Raw genomic sequence first — 24,904 nt, 5'->3', positions numbered from 1 at the left:
TTGATATAATTTTTTATGCAAAATAAATTAGCTTATAAAAATATTAAAAAAATCGGACTTTTTACGCGACCCAATTTGAGCTTGGATAATGAAATTTTAAAACTTCAATCCATCTTATCTTCCTATAAGATTGAACTTGTATTGGCTAAAGAGAGTTCTAAGAATTTAACCCTGCCTCAATACAAACTCGATGATTTATTTGAATTTTGTGATTTTGTTATTTCTTTGGGTGGGGATGGGACTTTGATTTCTTTGTGTCGCAAGGCTTGTGAGTATGATAAGGCTGTTTTGGCTATTCACGCTGGACATTTGGGTTTTTTGACAGATTTTAAAGTGGATGAAGCTGAAAATTTTTTCAAGGCTTTTTTTCAAGGGGAATTTAGAATAGAAAAGCCTTATTTGCTCAGCGTCTTTTTGGAAAACAGACAAGGAAAGATTTTAGAAAAATTAGCCTTTAATGATGTGGTTATTGCTAAAGACAGCAAGGCTTCTATGGCTCATATAGAAGTTTTTAGAAAGGCTAAAAAATTTAACGAATATCTTGGCGATGGTCTTATTGTTGCAACTCCAGCGGGTTCAACGGCTTATAATTTAAGTGCAAATGGACCCATAGTTTATACCCTAGCAGAGGCTTTTATACTCACTCCTGTTTGTTCTCATTCTTTAACGCAACGCCCTATTGTCTTGCCTAAGGGTTTTGAGATAGAAATTAGGGCAAAGGATTGTATGCTCTGTATAGACGGGCAAGAAAATTATGAAATGAAGGATTTTAAAAGTATAAAAGTGGGATTGAGTGATAAAAATGTCGCTTTAATTCGTCCTAAAGATAGGGATTATTTTCAAATTTTAAAAGAAAAATTACATTGGGGATATTGATGATAAATAGAATTTTTATGAAAGAAAATCTTAGTTTTAAAGAAGCTAGACTTGAAATTTCTAAGGGTTTAACGATTTTTACCGGACTTAGCGGGGCGGGTAAATCGATTTTATTCAAAGGAATTTTATCCGCATTTGCTTTAAGTGAAAGTGAGGCTAAGCTAGTTGAAATAGAGCTTGATGATGAGCTTGATTTAGAGAGTTTTGGTATAGAAAGCGAAGAAGAAAATGTCTTTAAACTTCTAAAAGAAAAAAGCACAAAGTATTTTATCAACAATCAAAGCATAGGCAAAAAAAGCTTGCAAAATTTAAGCAAATCCTTTATCAAATATCTAGGTGCTAAGGAAAATAATGAATTTTCCAATGAGAAATTTCTAAATCTTTTAGATGCCTTAGAAGTGCAAGAAAATGCGAATTTTAGCTCTTTTTTAGAAGAATTTAAGAAAGATTTTAATGCTTATACTCAAGTTTTTAACGAATTGGGTGTGGTTTTGGAAGAAGAAAAGAAAGTCGAAGAATTAAAAGAATTAGCCAGAGTGCAGATTGAAAAAATTTCAAGCATTAATCCTAAAATAGGCGAATATGAAGAGCTTTTAATGCTTAAAAAAAAGCTTTCTAAAAAAGATAAATTAGAAGAAGCTTGGAGTAGGGCAGAGCGTATTTTTGAGCTTGAAAAAGTTGTGGTGGAGGCTTTGAATTTAAGCGAAGTGGATGCGAGTTTTTTTAGTGAATGTTTAAATGAATTGCGAGTGATTTGCGAAAATCAAAAAATGGAAGATTGCGACTTTGATGTGGAAAGTCTTTTAAATCGCATTGAAAATTTATCCTATCTTATCAAGCGTTATGAGAGTATAGAAAATGCTTTGGAAGTTTTAACGCAAAAAAAACGCGAATTAGAGCATTATGAAAATTTAAGTTTTGAAAAGAAAGAGCTTGAGAAAAAGTGTAAAAATTTAAAACAAATTTTAGAAGAAAAAGCACAAATTTTAAGTCAAACAAGAAAGAAAAATCTTAAAAAACTAGAAAAATGCTTAAATGATTATCTTAAAGAACTTTATATGAAAGATGTGAGCTTGACACTTAAAGAAAATGAAAAAATTTCGCCTTTAGGTAAAGATGAGCTTGTATTGGATATTAATTTAGCCCATTTAAAAAATTTAAGCTCGGGTGAATTAAACCGTCTAAGACTTGCCTTTATTGCTGTGGAGTGCAAAATTTTAAATGCGGGTAAGGGGATATTATTTTTAGATGAAATTGATGCGAATTTAAGCGGAAAAGAAGCTATGAGTATAGCCCAGGTTTTAGAAGAGCTTTCAAGCTTTTATCAAATTTTTGCCATTTCGCATTTGCCTCAACTCTCTTCTAAGGCACACAATCATTTTTTGGTGGAAAAAAAGGGTGAAGAAAGCAGGGTCAAAAAGCTTAATCAAGATGAGAGGATTAAGGAGCTTGCAAGAATGGTAAGTGGGGAGCTTGTGAGTGATGAGGCTATTGAGTTTGCTAAGACTTTGTTTAAAAATTAAGCGGATTTTTTATTTTATTGTGTTAGAATGGGCGGTTGTGAGATTTTTTCGGAAATTAAAAATTATTTTTAGATAAAGGTATTTTTACACTATGGATAAGAAAATTTTAATCATTGAAGATAATAAAATGCTAGGTAAATTACTAGCTAAAAAAATTCAAACGACTTTGGATTATGAAGTAGATATTGCTTTTAGTTTTGCTGAAGCTAAGGAGTTGGCAACAGAGGGATATTTTCTAGCTTTTGTGGATTTGTGTTTGCCCGATGCACCTAATGGCGAAGTGGTGGATTATATTATAGAAAAGAAAATTCCTGCTATTGTTCTTACGGCTAGTGGGGATAAAGCCACTAAAGAAAAATTTATGGATAAAGATATATTAGATTATATTTTTAAAGAAAGCGAAAGTTGTATTGATGAGATTATTAGTTCTATTGTAAAGCTTAATCAATACGCAAAGACTAAAGTTATTTTGGCTATGAGTAAATTACCTGAGCGTAATGAAATCAAAAAAATACTTAACCAAAGGCAATTTAACGTCCTAGCTGCTGCTCACGGAGAAGAAGCTATGAATTATTTAAACGATAATAATGATGTGAGACTCATCATAGCGGATGTTAATATGCCAGTAATTAGTGGTTTTGAACTTTTAACTCAAATAAGAGAGCGTTTTGGTGATGATGAGTTAGGGGTTATTCTTCTAGGAGAGCCTAATGATTCTTTTGAGGCAAATTCTTTAAAAAATGGTGCTAATGAGTATTTATTAAAGCCTTTAAGTAAAGAGAGTTTTAATTGTCGATTAGACCGATGTTTATCTTATATGGATGATAAAAAATTCTTAAATACTTATAATGTTTTAGATTCTGTATCCGGGGTTAAAAACTATAATGCATTAATGGATGGAATAGATGATTATTTTAATGAAATAGCCACGAAAGAAGAAGAATTTGCCTTCGCTTTTTTGGATGTGGATAATCTTCAAACGATTAATGATGAATATGGTCGTGAAGTGGGCGATGAAGTGATTAGGCTTTGTGCTAGTGAGATTGTCAATGAAACCAAAGGAAGAGATATTGTAGGTAGATATAGTGCGGAAAAAATTTGCATTTTGCTTAAAAATATATCCCAAGAAAGAGCCATTAAAATCTTTTCTCATATACGCGTTAATATTAAAAAAGCAGGGATTTTGGTCAATTTAGACGAGATATTTTTTACAGCTTCCATAGGCGTGGTTTTTGGAAAAAGTGGAGATAAGATTGACCTGCTGATTGATAAGGCGGGCGAGGTATTAACTCAAGCAAAGAATAATGGCAAGGATAGAGTTGAAGTATGTTCTTAAATCTTGATTTTCAAGATGGTTTAAGGATTGTTGATACGCATTGCCATCTAGATAGTGAAGTATTTAAAGATGATTTGGACGAGACTTTAAACCGTGCTTTTAAAAATGGTATAGAAAAAATCATTATCCCGGGTGCTGATATAAAAGACCTGCCTTACGCAGCCGCAATAGCCCATAAATATAAAAACATTTTTTTCGCAGCAGGGGTGCATCCTTACGAAATTGATAATTATGATGAGAAAATTTTAAGGCAGTATTTATGCGATGAAAAGTGCGTAGCTGTGGGTGAATGTGGGCTTGATTATTTTCGTTTTAAAAGTAATGAGCCTAAAGAAATTCAAAAGGAAAAGGAAAATCAAAAAAAGATTTTTACCTTGCAGCTTGAGCTTGCTAGTTCTTTTAAAAAACCTGTGATTATTCACTCAAGAGAAGCAAATTATGATACCTATGAGATTTTGCACGAGTATTCTAAGGAGCTTGTAGGTGGCGTTTTGCATTGTTTTAATGCGAGTGAGCATTTGCTAAGTCTTTATGAAGAGGGCTTTTATTTTGGTATTGGGGGAGTTTTAACTTTTAAAAATGCCAAGAACTTAGTTGAAATTTTGCCTAAAATTCCCAAAGATAGATTGCTCATAGAAACTGATGCGCCCTATCTTAGCCCAGAGCCTTATCGTGGTAAAAGAAATGAACCCTTGCTAACTCAATTTGTAGCAAATAAAATGTGTGAAGTATTGAATTTATCAAGGAAAGAGCTGCTAGAAATTTGTTTTAGCAATTCTGAAAAATTATTTTTTAAAGGTTATTAATGAAAAAAATTTTATTGTGTTTTTTAATAGGTTTTAACTTTCTTTTTGCACAAATAAATAGCCCCGAATTTTATGAAAGACAAATGAATGTTTTAAGAAATTTAGACATAAGTCCAAGTTTTATTAGTGATTTGATTTTTATGCAAACCGAGCAAGATTTAAAGTCAAAACATACTCAAACCCTAATAGATGGTATGCAAAATTTTTCAAAGCTTACACCTATGATAAGAAAAATTTTGGCTCAGCAGAACGTTCCTGAAGAGATTTTATATTTGGCTATGGTGGAATCAGGACTAAAAACCCATAGTGTTTCTAATGCTAAGGCTGTGGGGGTTTGGCAATTTATGCAGCCAACGGCTAGAAATTTGGGTTTAAGAATTGATGCCTATGTGGATGAAAGGCGAGACCCTGTGAAATCAACCTATGCGGCTACAAATTATTTAAAAGAATTAAAAGAAGAATTTGGCAAATGGTATTTAGCACTTTTGGCTTATAATTGTGGCAATGGTAAATTACGCCAAGCTATCAAGAAAGCAAAAAGTGATGATTTAAGTATTTTGCTTGACCCTGATAAAAAATATCTTTCTTTAGAAACTAGAAATTTTATAAGAAAGATTTTAACCCTTGCTTTTTTAGCCAATGATAGGGATTTTTTACTGGATAAAGATGCATCTTTAATGAATTATGCTCTAAGTAATGAATTTGCAAAAGTTGATGTGCCTTCTTCTGCATCTTTAAAGGAAATAGCTAAAAATTTAAATATGAATTTTACGACTTTTAAAAAATACAATCCCCAATTTAAGCATAATTTTACCCCACCGGGTAAGGGATATTATGTGTATATACCCCTTAATAAAGTGGCATTTTTTGAGAAAAATTTCCAAGCAGAAAAACTTGCCAAAGTCGATACAACTATACCTATGACAAGAACTTATGTTGTTAAGTCGGGTGATTCTTTGTATAAAATTGCAAGAAATTTTAACACTAGCGTTGATGAAATTCGCCAATTTAATAAAATCACAAAAAATCATCTTAGTATCAATCAAAAATTAATTATACCCATTAAGGAGAATAAAAATGCAAATAAAAACAATTACACTAAAGTTGTCAGCCGTTAGTTTAGGGGCTTTATTTTTTAGTGGTTGTTTGGGGACCAGTTTTTTTTCTAGTTTTGATAATGCTAGTGTGTATTATCCTAGTAATGATTTTAAAAGCAGTCCTAGTTCTTCAGGCACAAAAGGAACGATGAAGCCTTATACCATCAATGGCAAGACCTATTATCCCACCGTTGTAGCCGTAGGTGAAACAGCTGATGGCATAGCCAGTTGGTATGGACCGGGTTTTCACGGCAAAAAAACAAGCAATGGAGAAACTTACGACCAAAATGGACTAACCGCAGCCCATAAAACCTTGCCTATGAATACTATTTTAAAAGTAACCAATCTTAACAATAACCGTCAAGTAACAGTGCGTGTTAATGATAGGGGTCCTTTTGTGGGAAATCGCATCATAGATTTATCTAAAGGTGCAGCAAGCAAAATCGATATGATAGCTTCAGGAACAGCCCCGGTAAGACTTGAAGTTATAGGATTTGGCTCAAAGAATTCGGGCAATAATATAGTCCATTCTAATGTCAATTATGGAAATAGTGGTGAAATTGTTAATAATGGGCTGCTTTATGAAGGCGGGAATTTTATGGTGCAAATTGGAGCCTTTAAAAATCCAGCTGGAGCCCAGAGTATAGCAGCAAGATATAAAACTTATAGAAGCTATCATTCCACCATACGCACAAGCTCAGTCGATGGGCTTAACCGTGTTTTCTTAACAGGTTTTAGAAGTGAAGATGAGGCAAGGGATTTTGCTGCAAGTGGAGCCTTTGCGGGAGCCTTTGTTGTAAGAGAGTAAAAATGATAGAACTTGTTTTTTTAGATGTAGATGGCTGTTTAACAGATGGGAAGATTATTTATACTTCAAAGGGGGAATTTATTAAAGAATTTGATGTCAAAGATGGAGCGGCTATTGAAGCTTGGCTAAAACTTGGCAAGAAAATCGCCATCATTACAGGCAGAACCTGTCCTTGTGTTGAAAAAAGAGCTAGGGATTTAAAAATTGAGTTTTTGTATCAAGGCGTTAAAGACAAGCTAACTTGTGCAAAAGAACTTTTGCAAAAACTTAATTTAGATTTTTCTTGCTGTGCGGCTATTGGAGATTATTTTAATGATAAGGCTTTACTTGAAAGTGTAGGACTTAGCTTTAAGCCCAAAGACGCACATAAGGATTTGGTTGTAGATATAATGCTAGGCAAAAAGGGCGGTAAGGGTGCAGTAGCACAGATGATAGAAATTCTAGTAGAAAAAAATCACTTAAAAGAAGAGTGGGATAAGCTTTGGCTATAAAGATTTTTGGGATTTTGATTGCTCTTTTTACGATTACCTTTACAATTTTGAGTTTGCAAGACCCTTATTCTTTAAATTTACAAAGCAAGGCTTTGGATTTTAAAAATATTGAAGCTTCAAATTTAAAAGTTTTTGAGAGTAATGCGAGTTTGATTAAGGCTTATTACAAGGCTGATTTTTGGATAAGATATGAAGATAAGGATGAGTTTAAGGACTTTGTTGCTTTAAATTTAGATTTTAATCTCAGTGCAAATCGTTTGGAATTTTTCAGTAAAGATACAAGTAGGGTTGTGTTTGAAGGTAATGTTATTTATAGAGGTGCTAATGGGGTGCAAATTTTTTCTGAGGAAGTAGAATATAAGCCCAAGGATAAAATTTTGCACACAAATACTCCTTTTAAGGCTTTGGTTAATGGAAGTATTGTTAATGGAAATACTTTAAACTACGATACAAAAAATAAAATTTTAAACATTCAAGGAGTGAATGCGTGGTTGGAAGAAAAATAATTTTATTTTTATTTTTTAGCACTGTGCTTATAGCCCAGCAAATCGAAGTGAGAGCTTTGAATTTTTATTCAGATGAAAACAAGGGCGAAAGTGTGCTTAGTGGCAATGTAGAGATAAAAAAAGGAGAAGATGTTTTAAATTCAGACAAACTTATCATTTATACGGATAAAAATCGCAAGCCCATTCGTTATGAGGCGATGCAAAATGCTAGGTTTAAAATCGTTTTAAAAGGTAAAACTTATAAGGGTAGTGGGGATAAATTTATTTATAATGTGGCTAAGGATACTTATGAAATCGATGGAAATGCTTATATAAATGAACTTCAAAGCAATCAAAAGCTTTTTGGCGATAGGATAGTGGTGGATAGAAAGGCTAATATTTACCGCGTTGAGAGCAAGGATAAAAAGCCTGCTCGTTTTGTGTTTGACTTAGAAGAGCAATGATAATTGGTGCTAACTTTATCACTTCTTTGGCGAAATTTGATGAAAATTTAGCTTCAACTTTTAGCGAAGTGGCTTTTTTAGGGCGTTCAAATGTAGGCAAAAGCTCCTTAATCAACTCCTTATGCAAGCAAAAAAATTTAGCCAAAAGTTCAGCCACTCCGGGTAAAACTCAGCTTATCAATTTTTTTGAAGTAAGTTGCAAAAAAAATGAAGAAAAATTTAAAATCCACTTTATAGATTTGCCCGGATTTGGTTATGCTAAGGTTTCAAAAAATTTAAAAGAAATATGGAATTATAATTTAGATGAATTTTTAAGACTTAGAACTTCCATTAAATTATTTGTGCATTTAATAGACTCAAGGCATACGCATTTGGATATTGACATGAATTTGCAAGAGTATTTAAAAACTTTTCTAAGAGCAGACCAAAAGATTTTAAGAGTTTTTACTAAATGTGATAAGTTAAATCAAAGCCAAAAAGCCAAATTAAAAAATGAATTTAAAGATGCTCTTTTGGTTTCAAATTTAAAGGGCTTTGGTTTGCAAGACTTAGAAAATATCATCATCTTTCAAACTTTAGGTTTTGATAAATGAGAAGAAATTTAAGTGCTTATAAGGTAAAATTTAATGGTAGTTATTTTATTCTAGGGCTTTTTTTTCTTATTTATCAAATTCTTGGTTCTATTTTTATATATGCTCCTTTGCTTTATGGGATTTTTTTTTGTTATATGTTTTGCTTATTGGAAGAGAGAAAAAGAAGTTTTTCTAAGCTTGATTTTAGATGGTATTTTGCCTTATTTTTTTTATTTTTCACTGATGCAACTTATAATTTTTTCATTTTTTCTTCTTGGCTTGCTTTTTTTATTTTTTATTATTTTTGTGCGGATTGGATTAAGACGAATTTAAAAATAGGTAAATTTGTCCCTGTTATTTTTGTGCTTTGTGCTTATGGTATTATTTTATTTTTGGATGTTGTATTGGCTTATATTGGGGATGAAAAAATCAAAATTTTAGGTTGGGTCTATTTCATTTCAGTTTTTATAGAATGTTGTTTAGCTTATGTGTTTTTTAAAGGTAAAATTTAATGAGAATGCGTTTGGTTGTGGGCTTTATACTGCTGTTTTTTATATTTTTATTAAGCCGCGTGTATTATTTGAGTATAAAATCCAATGTGTATTATGAAGAACTTGCCAAGCAAAACGCTATAAAAACAGAATTTTTAGCACCAGTTAGGGGGCAAATCAGCGACAGAAATGGGACTTTGCTAGCCATTAATGATTTGGGTTTTAGCATTTCTATTGAGCCTTATTTAAGTCTTAAGAAAGCAAAGCGGGGTATTTTAGAAGAAAAATTATCCCAGCTTGAGAGTTTGTTGCCTGATTTAAATGCTACTAAATTAGTCGAGTTTTATAAAAGAAACGATTCTTACTATAATCAAGATTTTATTCAGGTTGTAGATTTCATATCTTATGATGATATTATCCCCCATTATTCAACCTTAAATTTAGACAGCAGTATTAAAATAAATCCCGTGGTAAAAAGAAAATATCCTTTTGGGAAATTAGCTTCGCATATCATAGGCTATGTGGGCAAGGCAAATTTGCAAGATATACAAGAAAATGAAATAGCAAAACTTGCTAACTACACAGGAAAAAGTGGTATAGAACGCTATTATAATGATGTTTTGCAAGGCGAAAAAGGCACTAGAATTTACAAGGTAAATGCTCTAAATCAGGAAGTCGAACAGCTTTCTTACACGCCACCTATGTCGAATGATATAGAACTTAGCATTGATATAGAACTTCAAGCTTATTTGACTTCACTCTTTGAAGGTAATGCGGGAGCTGCTATTATTATGGATATAGAAGATGGGGCGATTATGGCAGCAGGTAGCTTTCCTGAGTATGATTTAAATCCTTTTGTAACGGGAATTTCTTTTAAGGATTGGGATGAGCTTTCTAATAGTCTTGATCATCCTTTTACAAACAAACTTACAAATGGCTATTATCCGCCCGGTTCTGTTGTAAAAATGGGTGTAGGACTTGCTTTTTTAAATTCAAAAGAAATTAGCCCTTCAACTCAGTATGTATGTAATGGTAGTATTGAACTTGGAGATAGATTTTTTAGGTGCTGGAATAGATCAGGTCATGGACCTGTGGATTTAAAGCACGCCATTAAATACAGCTGCGATGTTTATTTTTATAATGGTGGCTTACAAGTGGGAATTGACCAAATCAGCCAAACCCTAGCTCGTATAGGTTTTGGAGCAAAAACGGGTGTGGATTTGCCTAATGAATTTGTAGGCACTCTGCCAAGTAGGGAATGGAAAATGCAAAGATATAAACAAGCTTGGTTTCAAGGCGATACCTTAAATACAGCCATAGGACAGGGTAATTTTCTTACAACGCCTATGCAAATTGCTAGATATACAGCCCAAATTGCAAAAGGCGAAGAGCTGATACCCCATTTTTTAAAAAGCATAGAAAATAATAATACAAATATAGAAAATCAAATGGGCGAAAATAAAAAAGAAATTTTTACTTTATTTGAAAAGAGCCAATTGCCTTATATAAGGGACGCTATGTATGCAGTAGCAAACGAGCAAGGAGGCACTGCGTATCGCTATTTAAACAATGTAGGTGTTAAAATTGCAGCTAAAACAGGCACGGCTCAGGTCATAGGATTTTCACAGACGGATAAAAATAGAGTAGATGAAAAACAATTTCAGTATTATACAAGGTCTCACTCTTGGCTTACTTCTTATGCTCCGTATTCTAAGCCTCGTTATGTTGTAACCATACTCTTAGAACACGGAGGTAGAACCACAACCTCTGGCGAAATAGTCTCTAAGCTTTATAAAAAAATGATAGAGCTAAATTATTTTAAATAGCAAAGAGCTTATTTAAATAAGCTCTTTTGTTCTTTGCTCTAGCCATTTTAGAGCTTTTGGTTCATCTTGTAAGCGAGGGCTTAGTTTTTCATAGACTTCTTTGTGATAGCTATTGAGCCATTTTTTCTCATCAGCATTTAGCATTTTTGTATCAATACCTGCTATTTCAAAAGGACAAAGGGTTAAAACCTTAAAATATAAAAATTCGCCAAATCCTTCATTTTTAGGATTTTCAACCCTTGCATTTAAGACTAAATTTTCAAGTCTTATTCCCCATTGATTGCTTCTGTAAATTCCCGGTTCTATGGAAGTTAGCATACCTTCTTTAGCCTTAGTTTTTTCAAGAACAGGAGCAAAATAAGAAAGCACTTGAGGACCTTCATGCACATTTAAAAAATATCCCACTCCGTGTCCTGTTCCGTGCATATAATCAAGCTGTTCTTTCCATAAGGGTGCTCTAGTGATAGCATCAAGCAAGGGCATAGCGATGTGATTAGGGAAAATAGTGCTTGACATAGCGATATAGGCTTTTAAAACAAGGGTATAATCCCTAATTTGCTCTTGGCTAAATTTCCCAATAGGAACGACCCTTGTGATGTCTGTGGTGCCATTTTTATACTGAGCTCCTGAGTCTATGAGTAAAAGTCCATCTTTTTTAAGATAGGCGTGATGCTCTTTAGTGGCTCTGTAATGAGGCAGGGCGGCATTGGCATTAAAGCCTGCAATGGTAGCAAAACTATTGCTGATATAATAAGGACTTTGCGACCTAAATTCGCTTAGCTTAGTATCGATGTCTAATTCGCTTATTGATTCTTCATTTTTTATTGCTTCTTCAAGCCAAGCAAAAAACTTACACAAAGCCACTCCATCTTCTATCATAGCTTCTTGTATGTGAGCGATTTCTTTATCGTTTTTAACAGCTTTTAAAGGGGTGCTAGGATTAAGCTCTTCTATGAGAGTAACGCTTTTTTCCAAGCAAGAAATAAAAAAGGCTGTCATCCTTAAAGGCTCGATGAGTAAGGTGGTGTTTTGAAGCTTTTTAAGCTCTTTTGCAAGACTTTCATAGTCTTTAAGAATAATTCCATCTGTTTGTAATTTTTCTTCTAAGTCCTTAGAAATTTTTTGCCTATCTACAAAAAGCAAAGTTTCGTCTTTTCTAAGGAGTAAGTGGCTTAAAAACACAGGGTTATACTCCACATCACTTCCCCTTAAATTCGTAAGATAAGCTATATCATCTAGGCTAGAAATAAGATGATTTTCTGCTTTTAACTCAGCCATTTTTTGACGCAATAGGGTTAATTTTTCTTTGCGTGGAAGGCAGCAGTAGCTTGCTTCGTGTTCATAAATCTCATTTTTAGGCAGACTTGGACGATTTTCCCATAGGGGAGCAATCAAATCCATATGTTTTAATTTCGCCTTACATTTTGTTTGCAAATCCTTTTGCAAGGCTAGGGATAAAACGCAAAAATCCACGCCCAAAGTTTGCTCTGCATTAAGATGAGTTTCAAGCCAGTGTATGAAGGTATTTTTTGTATCTTGCTTTTGAAGTATAATGCCACTGCCTTCAAGCTCCTTTTGGGCTTGAAGCCAATATCTTCCATCTACCCATAAAAAGGCGTCCTTTTGGGTAAAGACTAGGATTCCAACAGAGCCTTTAAAGCCACTCATAAAGACCCTGCTTTGATAAAATTCAGGTAAATACTCGCTTAAGTGAGGGTCTGCACTAAGAACAATATAAGCGTCTATATCATTTTCTTGCATTAAGGCTCTTAGTTTTTCAACTCTTTGTGCGTAAGTGTTCATATTTACTCCTTTTCTTTAAGCATTCTCATCACAGGATTTTTGATGATGAAAAGCACAGCAGCTACTATGAGTAAGACCCAAACGCTTTGCCCAAAGACACTTGGCAATACATCGATATTTTCTATGCTAACTTCGCCGCCGACTAAGCCCGCTACTACATTGCCTAAGGCTATGGAAACAAAGAATAAGCCCATAATTTGACTTTTTATAGCCTTTGGAGCGATTTGGGTCATTATGGATAAACCTATGGGTGAAAGTGCTAATTCGCCTATGGTTAGACAAAAAAGACTCACCACTATCCACATAGGTGAAACAAGACCTCCGCCATTTGCGATAATGAGTTTAGAAGCAAGAAGCATAATACCAAAACAAGCCGCAGCCCCTAAAAGACCGATGATAAATTTGGCTATGGAGCTAACTTCAAGATTTTTTCTAGCAAGGAAAATCCACAAAGCACTTGTAACGGGTGCTAAAAGTATGATAAAAAGGGAATTTACTGCTTGAAACCAAGTGGTAGGAATTTCAAAGCCAAAGACTATTCTATCGGTAAAATCTTGAGCGAAAAGATTAAAAGAAGTGGGTTGTTGCTCAAAAGTAGACCAAAAAAATGACGAGGCTACAAAGAGTATAAGGACAACGCCAAGACTTTTTTTATCCTTAAGACTAAGATTGTTGAAAAAGAAGAGATAAAGAAAATAAATAGCCGTAAAAACGATAATAATCATAACCATTTTTCTAGCTAAAGATACGGGACTTAGGTCTATAAATCCTGCTGCGATTAAACCAAATATAGCAATAGCAATAGCAACAGCGGCTAGGAGTATGGTTTTGGCGTTTTTATTTTGGTGTAAAGGAGCGTCCCAATTTTGCTCTATACCGACCTTATTTTTAAATTCATCAAAATCTGGAATGGTTTTAAAATAAAAAATAAGTAAGCTAATAAGCATACCTATACCACCCATACCAAAGCCTATGTGCCAGCCGTATTGTTGCTGGGCAAAGCCACAAATTAAAGGAGCTATGAAGCCTCCTATATTAATCCCCATATAAAAAATAGTAAAGCCTGAGTCCCTTCTTACATCATTTTGTCTGTAAAGCATACCGACCATTACAGAAGCACAAGTTTTAAAAAGTCCCGTGCCTATGACTATAAGTGCAAGTCCTATAAAAAACATAAGGGAATTAAAGATTGAAAGGGCTATGCTTAAGTGTCCTAAGGCTATGATAAAAGCCCCATAAAAAACGGCTCTTTTTTGCCCCAGTATATTATCAGCTATCCAGCCACCCGGCAAGGCTGCAAGATATAAACAACCCCCAAAAATTCCCACAATGGCAGCTGCGTCTGTTCTTTCTAAACCTAACCCCCCTTGAGTAACTACTGCTGCCATAAAAAGCACGAGTAGGGGTCTAATGCCATAATAAGAAAACCTTTCCCAAAGCTCCACGATGGATAGGCTAAATAAGGGCTTGGGATGTCCTATAAAAGCCTTATCGAGTGCGTTTTCTTTTGTATTCATATTATCTCCTTGTTGATTTTTCATTACTATAACAGAAAAATCATATAAATTTTATTTATTGATGGGATATTTTTTATTTTTGATTACTATGTGTTACAATTTATCTATATTTTCTAGAGTGATGAAGGATATTTTTAGCTTAAGATAAAGATGGAGATTTTTAGCATTATTCATTTCAAGGCTGTGAATTTGATAAGCTAAATTGGAATTTTCTACTTTGGCTATAAAATAAAGCAAGGGATAAAAATCCCCTTCAAGCTCTAGTAAAACTTGATTGGGTGAGTTTTGAGTTAGTTTTTGGATTTTAAGCTTATTCTCAAGGGCTAAATCATAGAGCTTTGCGATGTATTCTTGGCTATTTTTATCAAAGAAGGAGAGATAATTTTCATAGCTTAAGCTTTTTTCACGGCTTTGGTTTAATTCTTGTCTTAGCTTTTTTATTTGAGCTTTTAAATTTTGATTAAAGACTATTTTTTCATTAATATTTTCATCTAAGCTAAAAAATTCCAAAGTAAAAAAGTCTTTTAAATAATATTGATAAAAGTGAAAGGATAGAAAAATTGCCAGTAAAAAAGTAGCAAGGCAGAGTAGAATTTTCTCTCTAAGGCTTAAATTTTCTAGCTTAAATTCATTCATCTAAAAACTCCAAGTCTAAAGTATAAAGCGTTTTATCTTCTTTAAGAAGACGAAAATGAGTTAAAAGTTTGTTTAAGGCGTTTTCATAGTCTGCTTGTTCGTTAAAAACAAGGCTAAATTTAGAATTTTCAAGTTTTAAAGCTGAAATTTTTAAGCCCTTAAGTTCTAAAAGGATTTTATAAAGCATAGAAGCTTTGTTTTTATTAACTTCCTTATTAAGCCTGTTTAAAAGCTCTTCTTGCTTTAAAAGTGTGCTATTTTGTTTCACAAGATTTTGGTTTAAATTTTCTAAATGGGCTAAAAGTTCTTGTTTTTCATCTTCTAATTTGTTGAGTTCTTTTTGTAAAATGAGATTTTTGTTTTGAAGTTCTTTGTTTTGTTTATATTCTAAAAAGTCTTTAAATAATAAAACCATCATACTAAGACTAAGGCTAAAAATAAATAATAATATAATTTTAACCCAAAAGGATATTTTTATTTTGTTATGCTTGATAAAATTACAATTTTTATCTAAATTTTTTATGCTGTATGAACTTAATTTCAGCAAACTATTCTTATGAAGAATATCGTTTAAATTCAGGCATTTTATTTGAGATGAGAAGTAGGGTTTGATTATATCTAAATCGCTATAAAGTAGCACTTTGCTTTCATAGTGTTTTAAAAGTTCTATAAAGCGATTTTGTTTAAAAAATGAATCCATATTATTTGGGTTGAAATTTTCAATTTTTTTAAGATTGTTAAATTTTCCTTCTTGGTAAAAGCATAAATATAAAGTCTTATCATACAAATTCAAAATACAATAATCCCTTTCTTCAATCAATCTTTCATCAAATAAAGCCTGAAAAATTAAAGGTTCGGGAAAGCAAAAACGACTCTTTTTTAGTTTAGAAATAGGGGCTAAAAAGCAATGATAAATTTCATTATTTTTAAAAAACGCCATTTGATAATCAAAAGGCTTTGCTAGTTTAAAATCGCTACTTAGAATTTGAAAAAGTGCATCTTCTTTATACGAGCCTATTTTTTGGATATAAAGCAGACAAGAAGAGGGTAAAAAATCAAATTTGCGTGAAAAATTAATCTTCATAGCCTAAGAGTTTTTTTAAAAATTCTTCATCTTTTTGCCAGTTTTTTTTCACTTGCACAAAGAGCTTTAGCAAGACTTTTTTTTGTGCTAGTTTTGAAATTTTAAAGCGAGCATCTTTGCCTATTCTTTTTAGAGCCACGCCATCTTTTCCTATGAGCATAGCTTTGTGAGAGTTTGTGTCGGTGATGATGGATGCTTCTAGGATTAAAAGCTTAGGCGTATCCTTGGTGCGTTTTATCAGCACTTCGCTGCTATAAGGAAGTTCATCGCTTAAATTTTCATAAATACTTTCAAGTATGAAATCCCTATAAAGTTCTTTTTCACTGCTTGCACTCAAAAATTCAGGTTCGTAAAAATACTCGTGCTGTGGCAAATATTTTAGCATTTCATCTAGTAAGCCTTTTTTGTAGCTTTTTTTCTTAGAAGAATAAGGAATAATCGCCTTAAAATGTTCGCTAAATTTTGCATATTCACTCAGTTTTTTTAAAAGCGTAGCATTGTCGGTTAAATCGACTTTATTTAAAGCGATGATGTGGGGAACTTGGGGCTTAAGACTAAGAAAATTTTCATAGTCTTTTGTGCTATCAAAAACACTAGCCACAAATAAAATCACATCGCAATCACTCATGGATTTAACAGCACTTTGAATAAGTAGCTGGTTGAGTGTAGCACTGCTTTCGTGAAGTCCGGGAGTATCGATGAAAATGATTTGATTTTTCTCATGCATTACTATGGCTTTAATCTTACGCCTTGTGGCGTTTTGCTTGTGAGAAACTAGGGCGATTTTTTCTTCTAGCAAGGAGTTAATGAGCGTGCTTTTACCCGCATTGGTTCGTCCTATGACACTCACAAAGCCACTTTTCACAAAATATACCTTGCAAGGTCTTTATTTTCTATAATGTCTCCAAGTTTTTCTTCTACCATTTTTTTATCGACTTTGAAATTTTTACCCGCATACTCATCAGCTTCAAAGCTTAAATCTTCAAGCAATTTTTCAATTACCGTGTGCAAACGCCTAGCACCTATATCTTGCATTTCTTCATTTGCCCTTGAAGCGATTTTTGCTATTTCTTTAATGGCTTCATCATCAAATTCAAGCTCTAAATTTTCGGTTTTTAAAAGCTCGGCATATTGTTTAAGAAGTGAATTTTTTGGACGGGTTAGAATTTCATAAAGTGCTTTATCATCAAGACTATCAAGCTCCACTCTTAAAGGAAAGCGTCCTTGAAGCTCGGGTATTAAATCGCTTGGTTTGCTAAGATGAAAAGCTCCCGCTGCGATAAAAAGTATATGGTCTGTTTTTAGAGTGCCGATTTTTGTTTGAACGCTTGAGCCTTCTACTATGGGCAATAAATCCCTTTGCACCCCTTCTTTGCTTGGGTCTTGGCGATTTGAATTACTACTTGAAACAGCGATTTTATCAATCTCATCTATGAAGACTATGCCTTCATTTTCTGCTCTTTTAAGAGCTTCATTTTTGATACTTTCTTGGTCTAGGATTTTTTCTCCTGCCTCGTTTTTTAAAGCATTTTTGGCGTCTTTGATTTTCATTTCTTTTTTGACTTTTTTACTGCCTACGCCTATGACCTTGACTATATCTTGCATAGCCCCCATTTCAGGAGGTAGGTTAGGATTGGTATCAAACATATTTTGCGAAATTTCTATTTCTATAATGCTTTCATCAAGGTCGCCTTTTCTTAGTTTGGTTCTCATTTTTTCAAGGCTGTTTTTATATTCTTCTTGTTTTTCATCGCTTACGCCTTTGGGTAAGGGAGGCAGAAGCTTTTCTAAAATTTTATTTTCTATAAATTCATCGATTTTATCCTTGTTTTTTTCTCTTTGTTCGTTTTTGACTAAATTTAAAGCCGCATTAGCCAAATCCCTTATCATACTCTCTACATCCCGTCCTACAAAGCCCACTTCTGTGTATTTACTTGCTTCGATTTTGATAAAAGGAAAGCCCATCATCTTAGCAAGGCGTCTGGCAATTTCTGTTTTTCCCACACCTGTAGAACCTATCATTAAGATATTTTTTGGCACTATATCATCTTGCAACTCAGGGCTTAACTGCATTCTTCGGTAGCGGTTTCTTAGGGCTATGGCTATGATTTTTTTAGCTTTTTTTTGTCCTATAACATAATCATCTAAAAATTTAACGATTTCTTTTGGGGTTAGGTTCATTTCTCATCCTCGATTACATAAGTTTTGATATTGGTATTGGTATAAATGCAAATTTCACCAGCGATTTGCAGGCTTTCTTTTACAAGCTTTTCTGTATCCATATTGGCGTGTTTGGCTAAGGCTCTAGCGGCTGAAAGAGCATAATTACCCCCGCTTCCTATGGCTGCAATCATTCCATCTTCAGGCTCAACCACATCGCCCGTGCCTGAAAGTAAAAAAATATGCTCTCTATTTAGCACCAACATCATCGCTTCAAGCTTTCTTAAATACTTATCTTTACGCCATTCTTTTGAAAAATCAATAGCCGCTTTAAGCAAATCGCCCTTTGCACTTTGGAGCAAATTCTCAAACATATCAAAAAGATTAAAAGCATCAGCCGTGCTACCTGCAAAACCTGCTAAAACCTTGCCGTGATGGAGTTTGCGAATTTTCACAGCATTGCCTTTTAATACCGTGTTTCCAAAGCTTACTTGACCATCACCTCCAATGACGGATTTATCCTTGCCCTTGTAGGCTAAAATCGTTGTTGCATGAAACATTATTCTGCCTTTATGTTTATGTTAAATTTAGCGTGAATGGCGTGTCCTAGCTTTACGCTAATTTCGTGAATTCCAAGACTTTTTAAGGTATCGCATTCTAAGCTTTTTTTGTCAATTTCTATATGGCTTTGTTCTTTTAAAGCGTTTGCGATTTCATCTTTGGTTACACCCCCAAACAAACTGCCATTAGCACCCACAGGTTTTGAAATTTCAAGAGTGATTTTACTAAGCTCTTCTTTTAATTTTTCTAAATTTGCGATTTCAAAGCGTAAATTTTCAGCCTCTTTTAACTTATCGCTTTCATATTTTCTTAAAACCTCACTAGTGGCTGCTTTTGCAAAGCCTTTGGCGATTAAGAAATTTTGACCATAGCCATCTTTTACTTCTTTTATTTCACCTGCTTTTCCAAGTGCTTTTACATCTTTGATTAATAAAACTTTCATTTATATTCCTTGATATTAAAATTTTCTTCCATTTTTACCTGCGATGATAAAACGCAAAGCATTAAGCTTGATAAAGCCTTCTGCGTCTTTTTGATTATACACTGCATCCTCTTCAAAGGTGCAATAAGCTGCATTAAACAAGCTATCATTGGCACTTTCGCGTCCTATAACCATCACATTGCCTTTATAAAGTTCGAGTTTTACTCTACCATTAGCGTGAATTTGTGATTCATCGATTAAAGCTTGAAGCATCATTCTTTCAGGCGAAAACCAGTAGCCATTGTAAATTAAATGAGCGTATTTTGGCATAAGCTCATCTTTTAAATGTGCTGCTTCCCTATCAAGCGTAATGCTTTCAAGCGCTCTGTGTGCTTTTAGCAGTATGCTCCCACCCGGAGTTTCATAACAACCACGGCTTTTCATTCCCACATAGCGATTTTCTACTATGTCAAGGCGTCCTATGCCGTGTTTGCAACCTAGTTCGTTTAGTTTAGTTAAAAGTCCTGCAGGGCTTAGTTTTTCTCCGTTTATCGCTACTAAATCCCCTTTTTCAAAATCAAGCTCTATAATTTCACTTTCATTAGGGGCGTCTTTTGGACTTTTGCTCCATCTCCACATATCCTCTTCAGGCGCGTGTGCAGGGTCTTCTAAAACAAGTCCTTCATAAGAAATGTGAAGTAAATTTGCATCCATAGAATAGGGCGATTTGCCTTTTTTCTTAGAAATATCAATGCCGTGTTTTTGTGCATAAGTAAGGAGCTTTTCACGGCTGTTTAAATCCCACTGACGCCACGGAGCTATGATTTTTAAGTGGGGTGCAAAGGCAAGATAGCCAAGCTCAAAACGCACTTGGTCATTACCTTTGCCAGTGGCGCCGTGACTTAGGGCATTAGCACCCGTTTGTAAGGCAATTTGTGCTTGAGTTTTGGCTATTAAAGGGCGTGCTATGCTTGTGCCTAAAAGATATTCTCCTTCATAAATAGCATTAGCTCTAAACATAGGAAATACATAATCTTTAACGAATTCATCTTTCAAATCTTTAATGAAAATATTTTCTTCTTTTATGCCTAAAGAAAGGGCTTTGATTCTGGCAGGTTCAAGCTCTTCGCCTTGACCAATATCGGCTGTAAAGGTTATGACTTCACTATTATATTCATCTTGAAGCCATTTTAAAATAATACTCGTATCAAGCCCCCCAGAATAGGCTAAAACTACTTTTTTTACTTCATTTTTCATAGAGCTATCCTTATATTAAAATTGATTTTAAGCTTTAAATTGTATCTAAATTTCATTAAAGAAAAGTTTTTCTTGCTAAGTTCTTAAAAAATAAAGTTAAGCTATAAGCAAATTTTGTTCCAAAAGTTGATTTTTTTTGCTAAAATTGCTTTTATGAGAGTGGATAAATTTTTAAATGTAGTGAATATCACAAAGAGAAGAGCTATTTCTGAAGATATGTGTAGAAGTGGTGTGGTAGGGATTAATGGTGTGATTGTTAAGGCGAGTAAAGAGGTTAAAATAGGCGATATTATCACTTTACATTTTACCCAATACACTCAAAAATATAAAGTGTTAGCCTTGCCTAATACCAAAAGCATTCCTAAAAACGCACAAAATGAATATGTAATAAAATTATGAAAGAATTTATTTTAAACAAGGAAGAGCTTAGGATAATGCTTGAAGTGCTACCTAAAGAGGGTGTTGTTTTGCTTCAAGGGGATTTAGCTAGTGGAAAGACAAGCTTAATTCAAGCTTGGGTTCAATTTCTTGGTCTTGATGAGAAGGTGGATTCTCCAACTTTTTCTATAATGCAAAAATATGAAAATCAAAATATCTGTATTTATCACTATGATATTTATCAAGTTGGTTTGGAAGGGCTTTTAAAAAATGGTTTGTTTGAAAATTTTTTTGAAAAAGCTTTGCATTTGGTTGAATGGGGGGATGAAAATTTGAAAAAGACTTTGATGAAATTTGGAATTTCTAGCATTCAAATTAAAATTAGCATTGAAGACAATAAAAGAAAGTATGAGATTGATGAGTAAATTAGAAATTATAAATTTAGAAAAAATCATTAAAAAAACTAAGCTTATACATGGAATTTCTTTAGAGCTTAATAGCGGAGAAGTTGTTGGACTTTTAGGTCCAAATGGGGCTGGAAAAACGACAACTTTTTATATGATATGCGGACTTATTGCTCCAAGTAGTGGAAAAGTTCTTTTAGATGGTTTGGATTTAACAAAAGACCCTTTGAATAAAAGAGCAAGGTCGGGGATAGGATATTTGCCGCAAGAAAGCAGTATTTTTAAGGATTTGAGTGTAGAAGATAATTTGCTTTTGGCGGCTCAAATTTTTTATAAAGATAAAAAAATTTTACATGATAAAGTTGAGCAAATGCTTGAACTTTTAAGCATAGAGCCTATTCGTTTAAGAAAGGGTTTGAGTTTAAGCGGGGGAGAAAGAAGGCGTTGTGAGATTGCAAGGAGTTTGATGTGTGAGCCTAAATTTCTACTTCTTGATGAGCCTTTTGCTGGGGTTGATCCTATTGCAGTGGCTGAAATTCAAAGCTTGATTAAGGAGCTTAAAAGGCTAGGTATTGGGGTGTTGATTACAGACCACAATGTGCGAGAAACTTTAGCCATTTGCGACAGGGCTTATGTTATAAGGGCAGGCTCTTTGTTAGCCAGTGGAAATGCTGATGAAATTGCGAATAATAAAGATGTGAAAAAGTATTATTTAGGAGCGGAGTTTAAACTCCTTGATTGATGTTAAAACAAAAAATTACCCAAGCACCCAAGAGTAAAATTTCTCAAACCTTACGCTCTTGGTTGCCGATTTTACAAGCAAATATAGAAGATTTAAAAGAAAATTTAGACAAATTTGCAGAAGAAAATCCTTTTTTAAATGTCAAGGACGCTATACAAACTCAGGCTAATGGTAAAAATTATTTTGATTCGTTTTACAAGCACAATGTCAATTCAGCTCTCGTTGATGGCAAAGGAATTGCCAAAAAAAGCGTTTATGAGCTTTTAGGGGAGCAAATTCTTCCCCCACTTTTTCCTACAAGCAAATCCCAAGAACTCGCAAAAAAGATTGTAGAGTGTTTAAATGAAGAAGGATATTTTGAGTATGATGAAGAATTTTTAAAAGAGTATGCTTTAGAAGAGGTTGAGCGTGTAAGAGCAAGGTTTAAATTCCTAGAACCTGTGGGCGTGGGGGCTAAGGATTACAAAGAAGCTTTTTTATTTGCCCTTGAAAATGTAGAACTTGATGAAGAACTTGATGAGTTTTGTAGGGTGCTTATTATGGATTTTGAAAATATACAAAATTACACCAAAGAACCCTTATATAAAGAAGCTTTGGCGATACTTAAGCGTTTTAGCACCCCGCCTTTTTTGGAATATTTTGAAGATTCTCGTGTGATTATCCCTGATATTTTTGTTTATAAGGAAAACGGCGAAATCAAAGTCAAAATCAATGATGATTATTACCCTGAAATTTCAATCCAAACAGATGGTTTAGAACATGATTTTTTAAGCCATTATATTAAAGAAGCGAAAAATTTAGTCGATGCTTTAGCGATGAGAAAGGCAACTCTTTATAAAATAGGGCTTATGGTTGTAGAATATCAATATGATTTTTTTATGGGAAAAGATATAAAACCTATGACTTTTAAAGACTTAGCGTTTGACTTAGAACGCAATGCTTCTACTATTTCAAGGGCTGTGGCAAATAAATATTTAAGCTGTGAAAGGGGGCTTATCCCTTTGCGTGATTTTTTTGCCTTTGCTTTGGATGAAGAAGGCGAGACTTCCAATGTTGGCGTTAAAGAATTTGTCGCTAATTTAATAAAAAACGAAAACCGCAACAAGCCTTTAAGCGATAGTAAAATTCTTAAATTAATCCAAGAAGAATTTAAAATCGATATAGGACGCAGAACCATCACAAAATACCGCAAACATCTTAACATAGCAAGCTCCACAGATAGAAAAAAGCTATATGAATTGGAAGGCTAAATTTTGCCTAAAATGCACTCATTTTTTTATTTTAACATTTAATTTTAATTTAAATTATTTAAAAAACTATTATTTTATTTTTAAAAATATTATTTTTTAATTTAAAAATGTGATACAATAATAACTATTTTTAAATATTTAATTTTTTAAAGGAGTTAAAATGGACTTTTTAACTAGCCTTAGTGAAGGATGGCAGTTTGCAATCCAAATCATTATTGTTTTAATTTGTCTTTTTTATGGTGCAAAAAAGGGTGGTATAGCACTTGGATTGCTCGGTGGTATAGGTATTTTGATGCTTGTATTTGCCTTTCATATAAAACCGGGAAAACCTGCCATAGATGTTATGCTTACGATTTTAGCAGTGGTGGTTGCGAGTGCAACTTTGCAAGCAAGTGGTGGTTTGGATGTTATGCTTCAAATCGCAGAGAGAATTTTAAGACGCAATCCTAAATTTTTAACCATACTAGCACCCTTTGTAACCTGCTTTTTGACTATACTTTGTGGGACGGGGCATGTGGTTTATACAATTATGCCTATTATTTATGATATTGCTATAAAAAATGGTATTCGTCCTGAGCGTCCTATGGCGGCAGCTTCTGTGTCTTCTCAAATGGGCATTATCGCTTCTCCTGTGTCTGTGGCTGTTGTAAGTTTAACTGCTTTGCTTTTAAATTCTGAACACAAATTAGCTGGATTTGATGGTTATATTAATCTTCTTCAAATCACTATACCTAGCACATTGTTTGGTGTGTTGTGTATAGGAATTTTTTCTTGGTTTAGGGGGAAAGATTTGGATAAAGATGTAATTTTTCAAGAAAAACTTAAAGACCCTGAATTTAAAAAATATGTTTATGGAGAGACCAAAACACTCTTAGGTGTTCAGCTTCCAAAAAGCAATTGGATTGCAATGTGGATTTTCTTAGGAGCTGTTACTTTGGTGGCTTTGTTAGGTGTGTTTGATTCTTTGCGTCCAAATTGGGGGCAAATTGTAAAAAATGGTGTTCCGCAAGTTGATGCTTTGGGTAATCCTAAAATAGATGTTTTGTCTATGGTTTCTGTTATTCAAATGTTTATGCTTTTAGCGGGTTCTTTGATTATCATCTTTACCAAAACCGAAGCGAAAAAAATCGGCTCTAATGAAATTTTTAAATCCGGTATGATAGCACTTGTTGCGGTTTTTGGAATTTCTTGGATGGCAGATACTATGTTTGCTGTTCATACTCCTATGATGAAAGCAGCACTTGGAGATATAGTCAAAGAGCATCCTTGGACTTATGCTGTAATGCTTCTTTTAATTTCTAAATTTGTAAATTCTCAAGCAGCGGCTATTTCAGCTTTTGTGCCTTTGGCTTTAGGAATTGGTGTTGAACCGGGCGTAATTGTGGCTTTTGCAGCGGCTTGTTATGGGTATTATATTTTACCAACTTACCCAAGCGACTTAGCAACTATACAATTTGACCGCTCTGGCACTACTCGCATAGGTCAATTTGTCATCAATCATAGCTTCATTTTACCGGGTTTAATTGGTGTGATTTCTTCTTGTATAGCGGGTTATTTTATCGCTATGGCCGCTGGCTATCTTTAAAAACTTAGCAGGAATTTTCCTGTTAGGTTTTTCTTTTGACTTTTTATTTAATAAAGCTAAAAAATTTTAAACAAATTATAAAATTAATATTAATTAAAATATAAGCTTAACAAGGATAGAATAAATCCCATTCGAATCAATGAAAAAGGTCTATTTTATGGATATTGTCTTTGCTTTGCTTCTACTTTTGACTTTTAGTAGCTTATGGTTTTTTATCCGTTTTTGTGAAAATCAAACTAGGACACGTGGATGATATTTTTGCTATTTTTGAGTTTAATACTTGCTTTTTATTTATTTTACGCTCTATTATATCCTGAAAAATTTTAAAGGA

26 protein-coding genes and 1 pseudogene are annotated in these 24,904 nt (G+C 33.7%); 18 read left to right on the top strand and 9 right to left on the bottom strand.

What is annotated here, in order from left to right; genetic code table 11:
- Window positions 1–15 precede the first annotated feature (15 nt).
- From ACLL8X_RS02120 to mrdA, 12 genes are all read left to right on the top strand, one after another.
- Entirely contained in the window at window positions 16–876 is an 861-nt protein-coding gene (locus tag ACLL8X_RS02120; RefSeq protein ID WP_411989309.1) for an NAD(+) kinase, read from the top strand.
- Window positions 876–2,399 carry a DNA repair protein RecN gene (locus ACLL8X_RS02115; protein WP_411989308.1) on the top strand — a complete coding sequence of 508 codons (1,524 nt, stop codon included), beginning with the start codon at window positions 876–878 and terminating at the stop codon, window positions 2,397–2,399. Before ACLL8X_RS02120 ends, ACLL8X_RS02115 begins: the two co-directional genes overlap by 1 nt.
- Before the next feature lie 91 nt (window positions 2,400–2,490).
- A complete protein-coding gene (gene cbrR, locus ACLL8X_RS02110; protein ID WP_411989307.1) occupies window positions 2,491–3,735 on the top strand; it encodes a bile resistance response regulator CbrR in 1,245 nt (414 codons plus the stop codon).
- Window positions 3,726–4,541 carry a TatD family hydrolase gene (locus ACLL8X_RS02105; protein WP_411989306.1) on the top strand — a complete coding sequence of 272 codons (816 nt, stop codon included), beginning with the start codon at window positions 3,726–3,728 and terminating at the stop codon, window positions 4,539–4,541. Before cbrR ends, ACLL8X_RS02105 begins: the two co-directional genes overlap by 10 nt.
- The gene (locus ACLL8X_RS02100; protein WP_411989305.1) at window positions 4,541–5,659 is read left to right on the top strand and encodes a lytic transglycosylase domain-containing protein; all 1,119 of its coding nucleotides are present in this window, start codon (window positions 4,541–4,543) and stop codon (window positions 5,657–5,659) included. Before ACLL8X_RS02105 ends, ACLL8X_RS02100 begins: the two co-directional genes overlap by 1 nt.
- Window positions 5,619–6,446, top strand: coding sequence for a septal ring lytic transglycosylase RlpA family protein (locus ACLL8X_RS02095; RefSeq protein ID WP_411989304.1), 828 nt, complete (start codon window positions 5,619–5,621; stop codon window positions 6,444–6,446). The genes ACLL8X_RS02100 and ACLL8X_RS02095 overlap by 41 nt, the downstream gene beginning before the upstream one ends.
- Before the next feature lie 2 nt (window positions 6,447–6,448).
- Window positions 6,449–6,937 (top strand): HAD-IIIA family hydrolase, encoded by a 489-nt coding sequence (locus ACLL8X_RS02090; RefSeq protein WP_411989303.1) that lies wholly within the window; start codon window positions 6,449–6,451, stop codon window positions 6,935–6,937.
- Window positions 6,928–7,443: a hypothetical protein gene (locus ACLL8X_RS02085; RefSeq protein WP_411989302.1), complete on the top strand. Its 516-nt coding sequence runs from the start codon at window positions 6,928–6,930 to the stop codon at window positions 7,441–7,443. The genes ACLL8X_RS02090 and ACLL8X_RS02085 overlap by 10 nt, the downstream gene beginning before the upstream one ends.
- Window positions 7,425–7,886 carry a lipopolysaccharide transport periplasmic protein LptA gene (gene lptA, locus ACLL8X_RS02080; RefSeq protein ID WP_411989301.1) on the top strand — a complete coding sequence of 154 codons (462 nt, stop codon included), beginning with the start codon at window positions 7,425–7,427 and terminating at the stop codon, window positions 7,884–7,886. The genes ACLL8X_RS02085 and lptA overlap by 19 nt, the downstream gene beginning before the upstream one ends.
- Window positions 7,883–8,479 carry a ribosome biogenesis GTP-binding protein YihA/YsxC gene (gene yihA, locus ACLL8X_RS02075; protein ID WP_411989300.1) on the top strand — a complete coding sequence of 199 codons (597 nt, stop codon included), beginning with the start codon at window positions 7,883–7,885 and terminating at the stop codon, window positions 8,477–8,479. Before lptA ends, yihA begins: the two co-directional genes overlap by 4 nt.
- Complete coding sequence (locus ACLL8X_RS02070; RefSeq protein WP_411989299.1) at window positions 8,476–8,970, top strand: hypothetical protein; 495 nt, start codon at window positions 8,476–8,478, stop codon at window positions 8,968–8,970. The genes yihA and ACLL8X_RS02070 overlap by 4 nt, the downstream gene beginning before the upstream one ends.
- Complete coding sequence (gene mrdA / locus ACLL8X_RS02065) at window positions 8,970–10,775, top strand: penicillin-binding protein 2 (RefSeq protein WP_411989298.1); 1,806 nt, start codon at window positions 8,970–8,972, stop codon at window positions 10,773–10,775. Before ACLL8X_RS02070 ends, mrdA begins: the two co-directional genes overlap by 1 nt.
- Window positions 10,776–10,787: 12 nt before the next feature.
- Here mrdA and ACLL8X_RS02060 read toward each other — a convergent pair whose 3' ends face one another.
- The 9 genes from ACLL8X_RS02060 to ACLL8X_RS02020 all read right to left on the bottom strand — a co-directional run bounded on the left by ACLL8X_RS02060 (window position 10,788) and on the right by ACLL8X_RS02020 (window position 20,214).
- A complete protein-coding gene (locus ACLL8X_RS02060; protein ID WP_411989297.1) occupies window positions 10,788–12,578 on the bottom strand; it encodes an aminopeptidase P family protein in 1,791 nt (596 codons plus the stop codon).
- 2 nt (window positions 12,579–12,580) lie between these two features.
- Complete coding sequence (locus ACLL8X_RS02055; RefSeq protein ID WP_411989296.1) at window positions 12,581–14,095, bottom strand: peptide MFS transporter; 1,515 nt, start codon at window positions 14,093–14,095, stop codon at window positions 12,581–12,583.
- A 93-nt stretch (window positions 14,096–14,188) separates the two neighbouring features.
- Complete coding sequence (locus ACLL8X_RS02050; RefSeq protein WP_411989295.1) at window positions 14,189–14,731, bottom strand: hypothetical protein; 543 nt, start codon at window positions 14,729–14,731, stop codon at window positions 14,189–14,191.
- Entirely contained in the window at window positions 14,724–15,815 is a 1,092-nt protein-coding gene (locus ACLL8X_RS02045; RefSeq protein ID WP_411989294.1) for a hypothetical protein, read from the bottom strand. Before ACLL8X_RS02045 ends, ACLL8X_RS02050 begins: the two co-directional genes overlap by 8 nt.
- Entirely contained in the window at window positions 15,805–16,680 is an 876-nt protein-coding gene (gene era / locus ACLL8X_RS02040; protein WP_411989293.1) for a GTPase Era, read from the bottom strand. The genes ACLL8X_RS02045 and era overlap by 11 nt, the downstream gene beginning before the upstream one ends.
- Complete coding sequence (gene hslU / locus ACLL8X_RS02035; RefSeq protein ID WP_411989292.1) at window positions 16,677–17,996, bottom strand: ATP-dependent protease ATPase subunit HslU; 1,320 nt, start codon at window positions 17,994–17,996, stop codon at window positions 16,677–16,679. Before hslU ends, era begins: the two co-directional genes overlap by 4 nt.
- Window positions 17,993–18,535: an ATP-dependent protease subunit HslV gene (hslV, locus tag ACLL8X_RS02030; RefSeq protein ID WP_411989291.1), complete on the bottom strand. Its 543-nt coding sequence runs from the start codon at window positions 18,533–18,535 to the stop codon at window positions 17,993–17,995. The genes hslU and hslV overlap by 4 nt, the downstream gene beginning before the upstream one ends.
- A complete protein-coding gene (rplI, locus tag ACLL8X_RS02025) occupies window positions 18,535–18,978 on the bottom strand; it encodes a 50S ribosomal protein L9 (protein WP_411989290.1) in 444 nt (147 codons plus the stop codon). Before rplI ends, hslV begins: the two co-directional genes overlap by 1 nt.
- A 15-nt stretch (window positions 18,979–18,993) precedes the next feature.
- Window positions 18,994–20,214, bottom strand: coding sequence for an argininosuccinate synthase (locus tag ACLL8X_RS02020; RefSeq protein WP_411989289.1), 1,221 nt, complete (start codon window positions 20,212–20,214; stop codon window positions 18,994–18,996).
- A 153-nt stretch (window positions 20,215–20,367) separates the two neighbouring features.
- Between ACLL8X_RS02020 and ACLL8X_RS02015 the strand changes: the two genes are divergently transcribed.
- From ACLL8X_RS02015 to ACLL8X_RS01990, 6 genes and pseudogenes are all read left to right on the top strand, one after another.
- Window positions 20,368–20,613 (top strand): RNA-binding S4 domain-containing protein, encoded by a 246-nt coding sequence (locus ACLL8X_RS02015; protein ID WP_411989288.1) that lies wholly within the window; start codon window positions 20,368–20,370, stop codon window positions 20,611–20,613.
- Window positions 20,610–21,017 (top strand): tRNA (adenosine(37)-N6)-threonylcarbamoyltransferase complex ATPase subunit type 1 TsaE, encoded by a 408-nt coding sequence (tsaE, locus tag ACLL8X_RS02010; protein ID WP_411989287.1) that lies wholly within the window; start codon window positions 20,610–20,612, stop codon window positions 21,015–21,017. The genes ACLL8X_RS02015 and tsaE overlap by 4 nt, the downstream gene beginning before the upstream one ends.
- The gene (lptB, locus tag ACLL8X_RS02005) at window positions 21,010–21,738 is read left to right on the top strand and encodes an LPS export ABC transporter ATP-binding protein (protein ID WP_411989286.1); all 729 of its coding nucleotides are present in this window, start codon (window positions 21,010–21,012) and stop codon (window positions 21,736–21,738) included. Before tsaE ends, lptB begins: the two co-directional genes overlap by 8 nt.
- A complete protein-coding gene (locus tag ACLL8X_RS02000) occupies window positions 21,738–22,988 on the top strand; it encodes an RNA polymerase factor sigma-54 (RefSeq protein ID WP_411989285.1) in 1,251 nt (416 codons plus the stop codon). Before lptB ends, ACLL8X_RS02000 begins: the two co-directional genes overlap by 1 nt.
- A gap of 160 nt (window positions 22,989–23,148) precedes the next feature.
- Window positions 23,149–24,573 (top strand): anaerobic C4-dicarboxylate transporter, encoded by a 1,425-nt coding sequence (locus ACLL8X_RS01995; RefSeq protein WP_411989284.1) that lies wholly within the window; start codon window positions 23,149–23,151, stop codon window positions 24,571–24,573.
- A gap of 139 nt (window positions 24,574–24,712) precedes the next feature.
- Window positions 24,713–24,900: pseudogene (locus tag ACLL8X_RS01990) on the top strand (potassium-transporting ATPase subunit F).
- Window positions 24,901–24,904: the final 4 nt, after the last annotated feature.

Origin of the sequence: Campylobacter parajejuni (genome assembly GCF_046764905.1) — a bacterium.
Taxonomy (GTDB): Bacteria; Campylobacterota; Campylobacteria; order Campylobacterales; family Campylobacteraceae; genus Campylobacter_D.
Note: the sequence above shows the minus strand (reverse complement) of the source record. Positions and strands in the feature narration are given on the sequence as shown.

Bases quoted from the DNA above. Each gene is read 5' to 3' on its own strand.
- ACLL8X_RS02120 (WP_411989309.1), top strand. From the start codon at position 16: ATGCAAAATAAATTAGCTTATAAAAATATTAAAAAAATCGGACTTTTT.
- ACLL8X_RS02115 (WP_411989308.1), top strand. From the start codon at position 876: ATGATAAATAGAATTTTTATGAAAGAAAATCTTAGTTTTAAAGAAGCT.
- cbrR (WP_411989307.1), top strand. From the start codon at position 2,491: ATGGATAAGAAAATTTTAATCATTGAAGATAATAAAATGCTAGGTAAA.
- ACLL8X_RS02105 (WP_411989306.1), top strand. From the start codon at position 3,726: ATGTTCTTAAATCTTGATTTTCAAGATGGTTTAAGGATTGTTGATACG.
- ACLL8X_RS02100 (WP_411989305.1), top strand. From the start codon at position 4,541: ATGAAAAAAATTTTATTGTGTTTTTTAATAGGTTTTAACTTTCTTTTT.
- ACLL8X_RS02095 (WP_411989304.1), top strand. From the start codon at position 5,619: ATGCAAATAAAAACAATTACACTAAAGTTGTCAGCCGTTAGTTTAGGG.
- ACLL8X_RS02090 (WP_411989303.1), top strand. From the start codon at position 6,449: ATGATAGAACTTGTTTTTTTAGATGTAGATGGCTGTTTAACAGATGGG.
- yihA (WP_411989300.1), top strand. From the start codon at position 7,883: ATGATAATTGGTGCTAACTTTATCACTTCTTTGGCGAAATTTGATGAA.
- ACLL8X_RS02070 (WP_411989299.1), top strand. From the start codon at position 8,476: ATGAGAAGAAATTTAAGTGCTTATAAGGTAAAATTTAATGGTAGTTAT.
- mrdA (WP_411989298.1), top strand. From the start codon at position 8,970: ATGAGAATGCGTTTGGTTGTGGGCTTTATACTGCTGTTTTTTATATTT.
- ACLL8X_RS02060 (WP_411989297.1), bottom strand. From the start codon at position 12,578: ATGAACACTTACGCACAAAGAGTTGAAAAACTAAGAGCCTTAATGCAA.
- ACLL8X_RS02055 (WP_411989296.1), bottom strand. From the start codon at position 14,095: ATGAATACAAAAGAAAACGCACTCGATAAGGCTTTTATAGGACATCCC.
- ACLL8X_RS02050 (WP_411989295.1), bottom strand. From the start codon at position 14,731: ATGAATGAATTTAAGCTAGAAAATTTAAGCCTTAGAGAGAAAATTCTA.
- ACLL8X_RS02045 (WP_411989294.1), bottom strand. From the start codon at position 15,815: ATGAAGATTAATTTTTCACGCAAATTTGATTTTTTACCCTCTTCTTGT.
- hslU (WP_411989292.1), bottom strand. From the start codon at position 17,996: ATGAACCTAACCCCAAAAGAAATCGTTAAATTTTTAGATGATTATGTT.
- hslV (WP_411989291.1), bottom strand. From the start codon at position 18,535: ATGTTTCATGCAACAACGATTTTAGCCTACAAGGGCAAGGATAAATCC.
- rplI (WP_411989290.1), bottom strand. From the start codon at position 18,978: ATGAAAGTTTTATTAATCAAAGATGTAAAAGCACTTGGAAAAGCAGGT.
- ACLL8X_RS02020 (WP_411989289.1), bottom strand. From the start codon at position 20,214: ATGAAAAATGAAGTAAAAAAAGTAGTTTTAGCCTATTCTGGGGGGCTT.
- ACLL8X_RS02015 (WP_411989288.1), top strand. From the start codon at position 20,368: ATGAGAGTGGATAAATTTTTAAATGTAGTGAATATCACAAAGAGAAGA.
- tsaE (WP_411989287.1), top strand. From the start codon at position 20,610: ATGAAAGAATTTATTTTAAACAAGGAAGAGCTTAGGATAATGCTTGAA.
- lptB (WP_411989286.1), top strand. From the start codon at position 21,010: ATGAGTAAATTAGAAATTATAAATTTAGAAAAAATCATTAAAAAAACT.
- ACLL8X_RS02000 (WP_411989285.1), top strand. From the start codon at position 21,738: ATGTTAAAACAAAAAATTACCCAAGCACCCAAGAGTAAAATTTCTCAA.
- ACLL8X_RS01995 (WP_411989284.1), top strand. From the start codon at position 23,149: ATGGACTTTTTAACTAGCCTTAGTGAAGGATGGCAGTTTGCAATCCAA.